The following is a 12,805-nucleotide window of genomic DNA, read 5'->3' as shown; positions in this document are numbered from 1 at the left end:
TTTTTGAAACAAAAACCTAAATCCGCCGTTTTATAGGTAAAGCATTCACATTGTAACTGCGTGACGCAATCGGCCGCAGCCGTCCCAGAATAACCATGTGAAGCACCTGATTAAAGATACGTAGAAGTTTGGGGGAGCCAAATGAATGATGATGAATTAGTATTCCGGTCCCGGAACGGAAATATGCAGGCGTTTGCGGAGCTGATTGATATCCACACTCCGACCGTCCGCCGCTTTGCTTTCCAGCTCGGAAACAAATATGACGATATAGATGATATCACACAGGAAGTGTTTGTCAGGGTCTATCGTTTCCTCGACCAGTTTTCGCACGCAAAATTCACCACATGGCTTTATAAAATCACCTTGAATGTAACGAGGGATTTTTCCCGGAATAAGCAAAGGCAGATCAAGAAGGTCCTGAAAATCGGCAAGGAAAGGACATATAACGGGAAGACAGCAGAGGAAAGCATCCTCCGCTTTGAAGAGGACAAGGTACTTCATGAGTGCATCCAGAAGCTCGATGAGAAGTATCGCATTCCGATCATTCTCTTTTATTTTCACGATAAAAGCTATGACGATATCGCTGAGATTACCGGCACTTCGCTCGCAAATGTAAAGACCAGGATGATGAGAGGCAAGGAACATTTAAAGAAGCTGCTTACACTGGCTGAGAAGAAGGAAGGTGAAAACCATGGATGATCAATTATTGGAAAAGCGGCTGGACAGCCTGAAAAAAGCATACGACGAGATGCCTGAAGAGGAAAACCGTTCAGCAATCCTGGCGGCCATCAAAAAAGACCAGAAGAAGCATACAAAGCAAAAGTGGTTTCACTTGCCATATGCCGCCAGCTTTATCGGCGTCGGCATGATCGCCGGAGTCCTGATGATGCAATATATCGGGGAGCAGGAACCTTCTGAAGAGAAAACAGAACAGCACCAGGCAGCCCCCGGTGAAAATAGTTCCCGTGAGCTGAAAAAATCAGAGGTGAAAATCGTATTTGATGAGTTGCGGCAATACCATGCAAAAAAAGTTGCCAGGACGAAAGCGGCCCTCGGATTTGGTGCAGGGTTCGAAAAGTACCTTTATCCATCCATTGCTGAGGATATTGAATCAGTCGAAAATGAATATTTGACCTATCTCGAAGACCATGATTCAAAAGATTTGACAGATACGAAGCAGGCTTTAATAAACCAGATTGACGAGTCGTTCATTCTACCATCGGAAATCATTGACCGCATTGAAAAGCAAGACAAGGCTATGAGCGTTGAAGAGGAATTCCCCCTTCTTGCCCAGCTTGATTCATTTAACGGTGCCTATCTTTACGCAATGGTATTTTACGAGTGGGATATCAAAGAGGCCATCGAGAAGGAAGGACTGGAAGTTGTAGTAGAAAAAATGAATGCCGGCGGAAAAGGGCTTGAAAATCAGGATTTGAGAAAGATGGCGGCAGGGGCAGTGGCCAATGGCTATGTATTCCGGGAAGAAGACGGGAAACTGATGCCTTATGTTAACTTTAAGGATATTGCAGACCGCCTCCGCGGCAAGGTTGATGACGACTATGCGATGTATCTTGAATTGAAGAGCAACAGAATCCATGACAGGATGGGGAAAGTGATTTCCTATAAAAATTATGCAGATGTCTTGGTGAAGCTTGAAAAAGCAATTGGCACAATGGAGGATGGAAAAATCAAGGATATCCTGCGTGATGAGGCGCTATCGCTTTATGTCCAGTTTGCGGCAGGTTCGCCAGGAAATTCGATATATGGTGACAACAAGTTTCTCAAAGACGAGGTGAAAGAAGCCTATTTATACCTGATGGATTCCTATCCAGAGACCGACACAGCAACAGCTATGAAAGAAGTTTATGACAAGATGGAAGCAAAGCAGTTCCAGCAGCCAACAGATGAATTGGAAATAAAATTGAATCTGATTTATCCGTTGTATATGAAGATTCCGTCGAATCTGAAGGCAGAGGATATAATTAACAGCAAGATACTGCCGATTCCGGATTCCCTGCTGTCCAGCTACAAGGAATTCGCTGCCAAGAAAAATTTCAATATCCTGAAACATTATGGCCCGTTTGAAATCATGCAATTGTATTTCCATGCTGACCAAGTCGGGGATTATGAGACAAAGTACGCATTATACAGCAGGCAAAGCACCCTCCCGCCAAAAGAACAATATATAAAAGAAAGGGAGGAAGCCGAACCTGGTATGAATCTAAGTAAAATATTGAAAGGGTATCAGTTCGCTTCGCTATACCATCCAGCAGATGATCCGGAAAAAGTCATCGGCATCCAGCTTCATTACTCAGACCGTACAGATGGTCCAGTCTTCCAGATGGTTCAGGAGGATGGCTTCTGGAAAGTACAATATATGCCAATCCAGTAAGAGGGTATGGAAACACTCACATATTGAATTAACTTATTCCTTTTGATAAATGCTACAGAATATGATATAATTTTTAATTGCGTATTAATGGGATAAAATAAAACAATATTTAGGAGTGTTTCCATGTCAGAGAAAATCGAAGTAGGCAGTGTTTTAACAGGTAAAGTAACAGGAATTCAGCCATATGGCGCTTTCGTAGCATTAGATGAAAATACACAAGGTCTTGTGCACATTTCAGAAATCACACACGGGTATGTTAAGGATATTAACGAGCACCTGTCAGTTGGCGACGAAGTGAAAGTGAAAGTATTGTCAATTGATGAAGCTGCTGGAAAAATTGGCTTATCAATCCGTGCAACTGAAGAAGCTCCAGAACAGCCACAACGCGCTAAAAAGCCACGCAGCAAGCGCCCTGCTGCAGTCGTACAGCAGCAAGACGACTCAGCACAAGGCTTCAACACGTTGAAGGATAAGCTTCAAGAGTGGATCAACCAGTCAGATATGGCTAAGAAATAAGCTTCAAAGCAGAAACCGGATATTGCGTCCGGTTTTTTTTTGTTGGTTTGCTTTTTGATGAGGATATATTGTTTGACCTGGGCCAAGCTCGGACAAGGTTTAGAGTGAATTCGGGAAAGCTGTCCGAAGTTGGTGTGACTTCGGACAAGTTTCTAGAGTGAACCCGAAAAGCTGTCCGAACATGGATTGACTTCGGACAAGTTTCAGAGGAAACCCAGAAAAGCTGTCCGAAGTTGGTGTGGCTTCGGACAAGTTTCTAGAGTGAACCCGAAAAGCTGTCCGAACATGGGTTGACTTCGGACAAGTTTCAGAGGAACCCCCGAAAAGCTGTCCGAACATGGCCTGACTTCGGACAAGTTTCAGAGGAAATCCCGAAAAGCTGTCCGAAGTTGGTGTGGCTTCGGACAAGTTTCTAGAGTGAACCCGAAAAGCTGTCCGAACATGGATTGACTTCGGACAAGTTTCAGAGGAAACCCCGAAAATCTGTCCGAAGTTGGTGTGGCTTCGGACAAGTTTCAGAGGAACCCCCGAAAAGCTGTCCGAACCCGGCACGTCTTCGGACAAGAATCATCAGTGAAAACCCCAAGTTGGCATAACCAAAACCGATATTCCGCCTCAATTCTCTTTTAGGGGGTTAAAATGAAAGAGCTTACAGGTTACAATATGATTGTCTAACCAATTTTTTCATTGGAACGGAGGAAGATTCATGACGACAAAAACGAGTTCATTGATTGAACAGACTCAAAAGTATGGTGCGAATAACTATCATCCGCTGCCGATCGTTATTTCGAAGGCAGAAGGAGTTTGGGTAGAGGATCCTGAAGGCAACAAATATATGGACATGCTAAGCGCTTATTCAGCTGTCAACCAGGGGCACCGTCACCCGAAGATCATCCAGGCGTTAAAAGACCAGGCAGATCGCGTGACGCTTACTTCAAGGGCATTTCACAATGACCAGCTTGGACCATGGTATGAGAAGGTCTGCAAGTTGACGAACAAAGAAATGGCCCTGCCGATGAACACTGGAGCTGAGGCAGTGGAAACGGCAGTGAAGGCAGCTCGCCGCTGGGCTTATGATGTAAAAGGAGTCGTGGAAAACCAGGCAGAGATCATCGCATGCGTCGGCAACTTCCACGGCCGCACGATGACAGCTGTTTCGTTATCTTCTGAGGAAGAATATAAGCGCGGTTTCGGGCCAATGCTTCCAGGCATCAAATTGATTCCTTACGGAGACCTTGAAGCCCTGAAGGAAGCCATCACACCAAATACTGCAGCGTTCCTGATTGAGCCGATCCAGGGCGAGGCAGGCATCGTCATCCCTCCTGAAGGCTTTATGAAAGCGGCTTTTGATGTGTGTAAAGAAAACAATGTCCTGTTCATTGCGGACGAAATCCAGGCTGGTCTGGCCAGATCCGGAAAAATGTTTGCATGCGAATGGGAAGGCATTGAGCCTGATATGTATATTCTCGGAAAAGCACTTGGCGGCGGGGTATTCCCGATTTCCTGTGTAGTGGCGGATCATGCTGTGTTAGGAGTTTTCAACCCTGGCTCACACGGATCGACTTTCGGAGGCAATCCAATGGCTTGTGCCGTTTCCATCGCCTCTCTTGATGTGCTGATTGATGAGAAACTTGCTGACCGTTCCCTTGAGCTCGGAGAATATTTTGTCGGCAAGCTTCGCGAAATCGATAATCCAATGATCAAGGATATCCGCGGCCGCGGCCTGTTCATTGGCGTCGAGCTGACAGAACCGGCACGCAAATACTGTGAAGAATTGAAAGAAGAAGGCCTGTTGTGCAAAGAAACGCATGATACAGTCATTCGTTTCGCACCGCCGCTTGTCATCAGCCTTGAAGAACTGGACTGGGCCATCGAGCGAATCAAGAAAGTTTTATCATAAAACGATAAAAAACCCGCCTGTTGGCGGGTTTTTGGTTTTTATCGGGTAGCGCGTGGTTCTGCTGCTCTTTCCTCTCTTTCGCTTGGTGCGAAAAGAAGTCCAATGTTAATTAAGCCAGCAAGTCCGACCAAACCATAGATGATTCTTGACAACGCTGAATCCTGGCCGCCAAAGATTGCTGCTACAAGATCAAATTGGAAGAATCCGATTAAGCCCCAGTTGATGGCCCCGATTATGGTAAGAACAAGTGCTGCACGTTGAATACCGCTCATGGATATTTCCTCCTTAAAATTAAATTTGTTCTTTTATAGAATGTTTCAGCACGGTATGAATTATTCATCCGCCCTATATTTCTTACCTACCCTTCTAAAAAAAGTTGTAACTTTTTGCAGCACATTAGAGAACATTAAGGAGTGTATTTTTTGCAATGCGTTTGGAAAAAGAACATAATAATCCCTAGAGGAAGGTGATTTAAATGGACAACTTTACTTTTTATAATCCAACAAAACTGATTTTTGGCAAAGGCCAGCTTGAGGAACTTAAAAATGAGGTTCCGCAATACGGAAAGAAGGTACTGCTGGTTTATGGCGGCGGTAGCATCAAGCGTAATGGACTTTATGACTCTGTGATGAGCACTCTTAAAGAAATTGGAGCTGAAGTATTCGAGCTTTCCGGTGTGGAACCGAATCCCCGGCTTTCGACTGTCCATAAGGGCGTGAAAATCTGCAAAGAAGAAGGTATTGAATTCCTTCTGGCAGTAGGCGGAGGCAGCGTCATCGACTGCACAAAGGCAATTGCTGCCGGAGCAAAATATGATGGGGATGCATGGGACCTGGTAACCAAGAAAGCTTTTGCTTCTGAAGCTCTACCGTTTGGAACTGTGCTCACCTTGGCAGCAACGGGCTCAGAAATGAATGCCGGTTCTGTCATCACAAATTGGGAAACGAATGAAAAGTACGGCTGGGGAAGCCCGGTAACATTCCCGAAATTCTCGATCCTTGATCCTGTGAACACTTATTCAGTGCCGAAGAACCAGACGATTTATGGTATTGTCGACATGATGTCGCATGTTTTCGAACACTATTTCCATCTGACCGAGAATACGGAATTCCAGGATCGCATGTGCGAATCCCTGCTGTTGACTGTGATGGAAACAGCCCCAAAACTGCTTGATGACCTGGAAAACTATGAGTACCGTGCAACAATCCTTTACGCTGGAACGATGGCCTTGAACGGCATCCTGAATATGGGCTACCGCGGTGATTGGGCTACCCATAATATCGAGCACGCTGTATCTGCAGTATACGATATCCCTCACGGAGGCGGCCTGGCGATCCTGTTCCCGAACTGGATGAAGCATAATCTCAAAGTAAAACCAGAGCGATTCAAGAAAATGGCTGTCAGAGTATTCGGTGTGAATCCTGATGGCAAGACAGACGAAGAAGCTGGACTTGAAGGAATCGAAAAGCTTCGTGAATTCTGGAACAGCATCGGCGCACCATCACGACTCGCTGATTATGACATTGACGACAGCAAACTAGATTTGATGGCCGATAAAGCAATGGCGAACGGTGAATTTGGCAACTTTGCAAAAATGAATAAAGACGACGTAGTGGAAATCTATCGTATGTCATTGTAAAGCTGAAATAGCGAAGGACCCGGAATGATTTCCGGGTCCTTTTTCTATTTTGAAAATAATCTGGAGGGAATTGACATAGGAACAATGGAAAATAAACATCGTTTGGGGGTGCAGGAACCTTCTCTTTTTCATTGTTTAAAACCCTTAAATTAGGAAAAAGATAAAGCGAGTCATAGAAGTTTAAAAATATTTCATAATTGGTCACGCTTTCATACTGTGGTGTTTCTTGATTATTAAGATTCATTTCGATAAAGTGATAGAGAATATAAAATAATGGAGGATCAGACATGACACATGTTCGTTTTGATTACTCAAAGGCGCTTAGCTTTTTTGGTGAACACGAAGTTACATATTTAAGGGATTTTGTAAAAGTAGCACACCATTCATTACATGAAAAAACGGGTGCAGGCAGCGACTTTTTAGGCTGGATCGATCTCCCTGTCGACTATGATAAAGAAGAATTTGCCCGCATCCAGAAGTCAGCAGAAAAGATCAAAAGTGATTCTGATGTCCTGCTAGTTGTCGGGATTGGCGGATCTTATCTTGGAGCACGTGCTGCACTTGAATTTTTACAGCACAGCTTCTATAACGCTCTTCCAAAAGAAAAGCGAAACACTCCGCAGGTTATTTTTATCGGCAACAACATCAGCTCAACTTATATGACTGATGTGATGGATCTTTTGGATGGAAAAGACTTCTCCATCAATGTGATCTCAAAATCCGGTACAACAACCGAGCCAGCGATTGCTTTCCGCATTTTCCGCAAGATGCTTGAGGAGAAGTATGGTGTGGAAGAAGCACGCAAACGCATTTACGCGACTACAGACAAAGCACGCGGTGCATTAAAGACACTCGCTGACGAGGAAGGCTATGAATCATTTGTGATTCCTGATGATGTTGGCGGCCGTTATTCTGTATTGACTGCAGTAGGCTTGCTGCCGATCGCTGTCAGCGGTTCAGATATCGAAGCCATGATGAATGGTGCGGCACAGGCAAGGGAAGACTTCGGCAAGTCAGAGCTTGAAGAAAATCCTGCATACCAGTATGCGGCAGTCCGCAACGCGCTTTACAACAAAGGCAAAACAATCGAAATGCTGATCAACTACGAGCCATCCCTTCAGTACTTCTCTGAATGGTGGAAGCAGTTGTTCGGCGAAAGTGAAGGAAAAGACCAGAAGGGAATCTACCCGTCATCAGCTAACTTCTCAACAGATCTTCACTCCCTTGGACAGTATGTGCAGGAAGGACGCCGCGATTTGTTCGAGACGATCATCAAGGTGGAAAAGCCTCGCCATGAGCTGACAATCGAAGAAGCTGCAAGCGATCTTGACGGCCTGAATTATCTTGCCGGCAAGACAGTTGATTTCGTGAATAACAAAGCGTTCCAAGGCACAATGCTTGCCCATACTGATGGAGGCGTACCGAATCTGGTTGTAGAAATTCCTCAGCTTGATGAATACACATTTGGCTACCTTGTGTACTTCTTTGAAAAAGCATGCGCGATGAGCGGCTACCTGCTTGGCGTGAACCCATTCGACCAGCCGGGCGTCGAAGCATACAAAGTGAACATGTTCGCATTGCTTGGAAAACCAGGCTTTGAAGAAAAGAAAGCTGAATTGGAAAAGCGACTTAAATAATGATGAAGAAGGAGTACCCGTAGTGGTGCTCCTTTTTGTTTTGAAATTGGAAAAATAAGGAATAATTTCCAGTTCGCCAATAAATTTTGGATTTTCGCCAATAAACATGTGCAAATCGCCAATAAAAAGAAATTTTCGCCAAAAAAATAGTGGGAATCGCCAATAAAATCATCTTTTCGCCAATAAAGGCACTAATCACAACGCTAATACCCCGAACAAACCCGGATTCTTGGCCAATCCAAACTTTCACCGCTCATTAATTCGCCTGTTTTGGTTAAAACTAAGCAAAAACATTTGGAAAGGCGGACAAACCATTGATTGAGATACAATCTGAGCTTGAGGGCAAACATTTTGATCTTTATAAACTGGAACAGCTGCTTAAACCGTTGGGGTATTCCGTGGGGGGAAACTGGGATTATGACCATGGAGCCTTTGACTATAAAATTGATGACGAGGTGGGCTATCAATTTTTGCGTCTTCCCTTTAAGGCGATTGATGGACAACTCGACTCAAAAGGCTGCACTGTAGCACTTCAGCGTCCATTCCTTCTTTCGCATAAATATCAGCGTGGACTTGATGACCATGCGGAGATTGGAAATGCCAGCGCATCCTTCAACCAGTTCCAGGAACCGGTGGATAAGGATGCGAGTTTTCCAGAAAAGTACATTGAAGTGGGACGTTCACTTGTCCGCGAAGCAGAAATTGCCTTATTGCATCATTAATTGCTTGAAATGGCCAAAAGCTATTCATCATTATCGTTTGAAATGGCAAGAAGTTGATCATCAAATTTAATTTTGATATTTCTTTTGGGGTTGACGATTATGTCATCCCCTCTTTTTATGCCAATCAGGATCGTATTTCGTTCCCTCAGCAAAAAGCTGCTTGCTTCCTGGAAGTGCTTGTCCATCAGAGTGGTTTCAGGCTCAATATAAGACAAGTGTTTGCCGTTTAATTGGCCAAGCAAATCCAATAATGGATTCACAACCTCAGGAGAGGCGATGCTGTTCAAAAGGACTGCGCTGGTCAAAGCATTAGCGGGGATCAGTTCATCTGCCCCTGCCCTTCTGGCGTTATTGACCTGTTCACTCGTTTGGATTTCTGCAATGCAGCGTATATCAGGATTCAGCCCTTTGATCGCAAGCAGTGTAAGAATCGTATTCATATCAGCCTGCAGTTCATCCAGATTTTGATCAGAAGTAATGATCACTTTTCTGGCGGTTGAGATACGGGCATTCAGTAATGTTTCATCCTTGTTCGCACGGCCCCTGATAAAATGCAAATTGTCTTCCTTGATTGGAATCGAACCCAGTGTGTCGTCAATCAGGATAATGGATTCGGATTGAATGAGGGACCTGATAATTGTGCGTGACCTCTCATTCCAGCCGATGATGATGATATGATCGCCCCCTCTATAACCAACTCTCCCCTCCGCGTATGCGTTCTGTTTGGTAACCGTTGCTGCTGACAGGTGAATGAAATAGGATGATAAAAATCCTGTCCCGACCAGGAGCAGGATCATGGCCGTTATTCTTCCTGGAGTAGAAACCGGGTAATAATCACCATATCCCACTGTTGATGCGGTAATGATCGCCCACCAGACACCATCGAAAACGGTCGGAAAGCTTTTGGGCTCAATAAAATGGATGACCGATCCAAAAAGGAAAATCATCAAAGCGGCAATCATCAGGATTCTTGTCAGAATTGGCAGCCTGATGAAGCGCATATACAAAAGGTTAGACATTTTTATTCCTCCTCTTTCATTCTCGCAATATGTATGAAAGCAATAATTACTTTTCCCTTTTTTCCCTATCGAAAAACAGACTTAGGAAAATTTATGTAATTCTATTCTTGTCGAGCAAAATCTTTTTTACACAAAAAAGTCATAATAGTTCATTAGCCCGTACCAATACTTATTCCTGACATATGCTGAATAGGGAAAGGAGGGATTATCAGATGTCATTTAATTGGGGATCGAACATTTTGTTATTTCTCGCCTGTATGGTCGCTGGATGGGCATTGATTCAATATGGTCCAATGCTGTTGACTCTTACGGGAGGCATTTTCGTCATTATAGGTGTCATTGTTATCGTACTTTTCGCTTTCGTCATCATTTTTATCGGCTTGAGGGTACTGCTAAGAGGCGGTTGGCGCAGCTGACGCTTCTCTTTCAAAGAACCTGTCATAATGGCGGGTTCTTTTTCATTGTTTATGAAATTAGAAAATTGTTTAGGTGTGGATAAATATATGTAGTATTCTTAATCTAGCTCCAGCGCCTAGCCCCTCGAGTCGCTTCGGTCCGCCCAATGAAGTCAAAGAACGATTTCACCGGTCGGCCCTCCAGCGCTTGTCGGGGCTGAACGAGGCTCTTACGCTTTTTGTTCTGTTTAGTGAAAAATAGAGATAAACTTGTACATTGTTCAATATATTTTTAAAAGAGAAGATGCAATCGAATTGGAGTGAAAAAAATGCATGCATTCATTATGAATGTTTTGGACTGGCTGTCGAGCCTAGGATACTTAGGAATTGCCCTCGGGTTGATGCTTGAGATCATCCCAAGTGAAATTGTCCTTGGATATGGTGGGTATATGATTTCTGAGGGAACCATTGGGTTTACAGGGGCAGTGGTCGCGGGCACCATCGGCGGGACGATGGCACAGCTTTTTCTTTATTGGCTTGGTTATTTGGGCGGGCGCCCGATGCTTGAGAAGTACGGGAAATACTTATTGATCAACAAACACCATCTTGAAGTATCGGAAAAATGGTTCGATCAATATGGACCAGGGGTTATTTTTTCGGCAAGATTCATTCCGGTCGTGAGGCATGCGATATCGATACCTGCCGGGATTGCTGGCATGTCGGCCATCAAGTTCACGCTGTATACTGTAGCTGCGATGATTCCATGGACGATATTTTTCCTTTATCTCGGCATTGTCCTTGGCGAGAACTGGTCTGGCATCAAGGACGTGGCCAGGCCATACATAATTCCCCTCAGCATCATTGCACTGGGGGCAGGAGCCGTCTATTTATTGGCAGCACGGAAAAAAACTAAGGTTTGATCAGCTCAGGAAACTTCCTGAGCTTTTTTATATGGTTAAAACTCATAAATCATAGGAGTTTAGTAAAAGTTAAGATAAGGAAATAAGCCAACCGCACGGGCAGGGAGTAGATTCAATATGTTAAAGGAAATGCTCAGGCTGTTCAAAAAACAGCAGAAACAACCTCCTCGCTCAGCGGAGAAGCTGGTCGGAGAGCAGTCTGCATTAAAGGATCAGAAGTTCTCAGGGAGACTCGAAGACAATCTGTCGGTGATCAGGAAACTGTACAGTATTCCTGACAACAAGGATGTAAAATTGCGCGAAATGTACCTTGAGGGCTTCGGAAAAAATGCTGCCCTCATCTTCATCAGCACGATCTCAGATGTTAAGAGTATAGAAGAGAACATCCTCAAGCCCCTGGCAGAAAATACATCAGCAAATAAAAAGGTGAAGGATGTAGTTTCCATCCAGATGGTCCATGAAATAAATGTGTTCAAGGATGCCGTAAAGGATTTGAATAAAGGAAACGCCCTGCTCATATTGGATGGGGAAGCATGGGGATATGTTCTTGATTGTCCAGATTTCCAGAGCAGGGCAATCGAAAAGCCGGACAGTGAAATCTTAATCAAGGGACCGAAAGAGGCTTTTAATGAAAAGGTCGTAGTCAATATCTCGCTGCTCAGGAAGAAAATCAAAAATGAGAACTTGATAGTGGAAGCCGTTGAAGTCTCGCAACGTTCACACAATGATGTGTACATCGTTTATATTCGCGGACTTGCCAATGAAAAGCTGGTTGACAACATCAAGGAACGATTGGGGAGCCTTCAGGTGAATGCCATCCAGAACTTATCGCTGCTTGAAGAATATATTGAGGAAAGGAATTATTCATTATTTCCAAGTCTTCTTTCGACAGAGAGGCCTGACAGGGCAGCCTCTTTTTTAGAGGATGGTTATATCGTTCTATTAATGGATAACTCACCAGATAGTCTTGTTCTCCCTGCAACATTTTGGGCTTTTTTTCACACTCCTGAGGATCACTATCTTAGGTTCTTTTATGGAAACTTTACGAGAGCGTTAAGAATGGCAGCTCTTTTTATCACGATTTTCACATCTGCTATTTACATATCGATTACCACTTACCATGCTGAAATGATTCCGCCAGACTTGCTCCTTGCAATTGCCGCTTCACGGGAAAAGGTTCCTTTCCCTGCGGTGATTGAAATTTTGATCATGGAATTGGCCTTTGAATTGATCAGGGAAGCTGGGTTGCGAGTGCCAAGTCCAATAGGGCCGACGATCGGAATAGTTGGAGCACTTATTCTTGGCCAGGCAGCCGTTGAAGCGAATATCATTAGTCCGATTGTCATTATTGTCGTCGCTCTCGGTGGTCTCAGCTCGTTTGCAGTCAGTGATATAAGTTTGAACTTCGCCGTAAGACTGATGCGCTTTCTATTTATCCTGAGTGCGTCGATGATGGGCATTTATGGTATGACTGCAATGTTTGTCGGTGGGCTATTCTATATGGTTTCAATCAAGTCATTTGGTGTGCCGTATTTAGCGCCTATGTCACCAAATTACAAGTCATCGAATGATACAATTTTCCGCAGGCTGACGAAAAATGAAATCTTGAGGCCAGGCTTCTTGAAAAGTGCAGATCTACAAAAAAAGACTAATGGAGAATAGGCG

12 protein-coding genes are annotated in these 12,805 nt (G+C 44.2%); 10 read left to right on the top strand and 2 right to left on the bottom strand.

Going from position 1 to position 12,805, the window contains the following annotated elements; all coding sequences use genetic code 11:
- Positions 1-141 precede the first annotated feature (141 nt).
- From QNH36_RS20440 to QNH36_RS20425, 4 genes are all read left to right on the top strand, one after another.
- A complete protein-coding gene (locus tag QNH36_RS20440; RefSeq protein ID WP_251544932.1) occupies positions 142-699 on the top strand; it encodes an RNA polymerase sigma factor in 558 nt (185 codons plus the stop codon).
- On the top strand, positions 692-2,392 hold the full coding sequence (locus QNH36_RS20435) for a hypothetical protein (RefSeq protein ID WP_283904086.1): 1,701 nt from the start codon (positions 692-694) through the stop codon (positions 2,390-2,392). The genes QNH36_RS20440 and QNH36_RS20435 overlap by 8 nt, the downstream gene beginning before the upstream one ends.
- A 123-nt stretch (positions 2,393-2,515) precedes the next feature.
- Entirely contained in the window at positions 2,516-2,908 is a 393-nt protein-coding gene (gene yugI, locus QNH36_RS20430; RefSeq protein WP_144478616.1) for a S1 domain-containing post-transcriptional regulator GSP13, read from the top strand.
- 706 nt (positions 2,909-3,614) lie between these two features.
- The gene (locus tag QNH36_RS20425) at positions 3,615-4,808 is read left to right on the top strand and encodes an ornithine--oxo-acid transaminase (protein ID WP_144478618.1); all 1,194 of its coding nucleotides are present in this window, start codon (positions 3,615-3,617) and stop codon (positions 4,806-4,808) included.
- 38 nt (positions 4,809-4,846) lie between these two features.
- Here the strand turns inward: QNH36_RS20425 and QNH36_RS20420 are convergent, their stop codons facing one another.
- Positions 4,847-5,080 carry a DUF378 domain-containing protein gene (locus tag QNH36_RS20420; RefSeq protein ID WP_144478620.1) on the bottom strand — a complete coding sequence of 78 codons (234 nt, stop codon included), beginning with the start codon at positions 5,078-5,080 and terminating at the stop codon, positions 4,847-4,849.
- A gap of 203 nt (positions 5,081-5,283) precedes the next feature.
- On the opposite strand from QNH36_RS20420, the gene QNH36_RS20415 reads away from it, so the two are divergent.
- The 3 genes from QNH36_RS20415 (at position 5,284) to QNH36_RS20405 (ending at position 8,806) form a co-directional block, all read left to right on the top strand.
- Positions 5,284-6,447, top strand: coding sequence for an iron-containing alcohol dehydrogenase (locus QNH36_RS20415; protein WP_251544930.1), 1,164 nt, complete (start codon positions 5,284-5,286; stop codon positions 6,445-6,447).
- 287 nt (positions 6,448-6,734) lie between these two features.
- Positions 6,735-8,084 carry a glucose-6-phosphate isomerase gene (locus tag QNH36_RS20410; RefSeq protein ID WP_144478624.1) on the top strand — a complete coding sequence of 450 codons (1,350 nt, stop codon included), beginning with the start codon at positions 6,735-6,737 and terminating at the stop codon, positions 8,082-8,084.
- Between the two features lie 314 nt (positions 8,085-8,398).
- A complete protein-coding gene (locus QNH36_RS20405) occupies positions 8,399-8,806 on the top strand; it encodes a YugN-like family protein (RefSeq protein ID WP_283904085.1) in 408 nt (135 codons plus the stop codon).
- A 20-nt stretch (positions 8,807-8,826) separates the two neighbouring features.
- On the opposite strand, the gene QNH36_RS20400 is transcribed toward QNH36_RS20405, so the two are convergent.
- The gene (locus tag QNH36_RS20400) at positions 8,827-9,825 is read right to left on the bottom strand and encodes a potassium channel family protein (protein ID WP_283904084.1); all 999 of its coding nucleotides are present in this window, start codon (positions 9,823-9,825) and stop codon (positions 8,827-8,829) included.
- Positions 9,826-10,037: 212 nt separating this feature from the next.
- Between QNH36_RS20400 and QNH36_RS20395 the strand changes: the two genes are divergently transcribed.
- The 3 genes from QNH36_RS20395 (at position 10,038) to QNH36_RS20385 (ending at position 12,802) form a co-directional block, all read left to right on the top strand.
- On the top strand, positions 10,038-10,241 hold the full coding sequence (locus QNH36_RS20395) for a hypothetical protein (protein ID WP_144478629.1): 204 nt from the start codon (positions 10,038-10,040) through the stop codon (positions 10,239-10,241).
- 308 nt (positions 10,242-10,549) lie between these two features.
- The gene (gene uptA / locus QNH36_RS20390) at positions 10,550-11,140 is read left to right on the top strand and encodes an undecaprenyl phosphate transporter UptA (protein ID WP_251544928.1); all 591 of its coding nucleotides are present in this window, start codon (positions 10,550-10,552) and stop codon (positions 11,138-11,140) included.
- 117 nt (positions 11,141-11,257) lie between these two features.
- Positions 11,258-12,802: a spore germination protein gene (locus tag QNH36_RS20385; protein WP_283904083.1), complete on the top strand. Its 1,545-nt coding sequence runs from the start codon at positions 11,258-11,260 to the stop codon at positions 12,800-12,802.
- The last annotated feature ends 3 nt before the right edge of the window (positions 12,803-12,805 follow it).

The sequence above is a fragment of the Mesobacillus sp. AQ2 genome (genome assembly GCF_030122805.1).
GTDB lineage: Bacteria > Bacillota > Bacilli > Bacillales > Cytobacillaceae > Mesobacillus > Mesobacillus oceanisediminis_A.
Note: the sequence above shows the minus strand (reverse complement) of the source record. Positions and strands in the feature narration are given on the sequence as shown.

What these genes read in the sequence shown, in the direction of transcription:
- QNH36_RS20440 (WP_251544932.1), top strand. Translation starts at nt 142, where the DNA reads ATGAATGATGATGAATTAGTATTCCGGTCCCGGAACGGAAATATGCAG.
- QNH36_RS20395 (WP_144478629.1), top strand. Translation starts at nt 10,038, where the DNA reads ATGTCATTTAATTGGGGATCGAACATTTTGTTATTTCTCGCCTGTATG.
- QNH36_RS20435 (WP_283904086.1), top strand. Translation starts at nt 692, where the DNA reads ATGGATGATCAATTATTGGAAAAGCGGCTGGACAGCCTGAAAAAAGCA.
- QNH36_RS20420 (WP_144478620.1), bottom strand. Translation starts at nt 5,080, where the DNA reads ATGAGCGGTATTCAACGTGCAGCACTTGTTCTTACCATAATCGGGGCC.
- QNH36_RS20415 (WP_251544930.1), top strand. Translation starts at nt 5,284, where the DNA reads ATGGACAACTTTACTTTTTATAATCCAACAAAACTGATTTTTGGCAAA.
- yugI (WP_144478616.1), top strand. Translation starts at nt 2,516, where the DNA reads ATGTCAGAGAAAATCGAAGTAGGCAGTGTTTTAACAGGTAAAGTAACA.
- QNH36_RS20425 (WP_144478618.1), top strand. Translation starts at nt 3,615, where the DNA reads ATGACGACAAAAACGAGTTCATTGATTGAACAGACTCAAAAGTATGGT.
- uptA (WP_251544928.1), top strand. Translation starts at nt 10,550, where the DNA reads ATGCATGCATTCATTATGAATGTTTTGGACTGGCTGTCGAGCCTAGGA.
- QNH36_RS20400 (WP_283904084.1), bottom strand. Translation starts at nt 9,825, where the DNA reads ATGTCTAACCTTTTGTATATGCGCTTCATCAGGCTGCCAATTCTGACA.
- QNH36_RS20385 (WP_283904083.1), top strand. Translation starts at nt 11,258, where the DNA reads ATGTTAAAGGAAATGCTCAGGCTGTTCAAAAAACAGCAGAAACAACCT.
- QNH36_RS20410 (WP_144478624.1), top strand. Translation starts at nt 6,735, where the DNA reads ATGACACATGTTCGTTTTGATTACTCAAAGGCGCTTAGCTTTTTTGGT.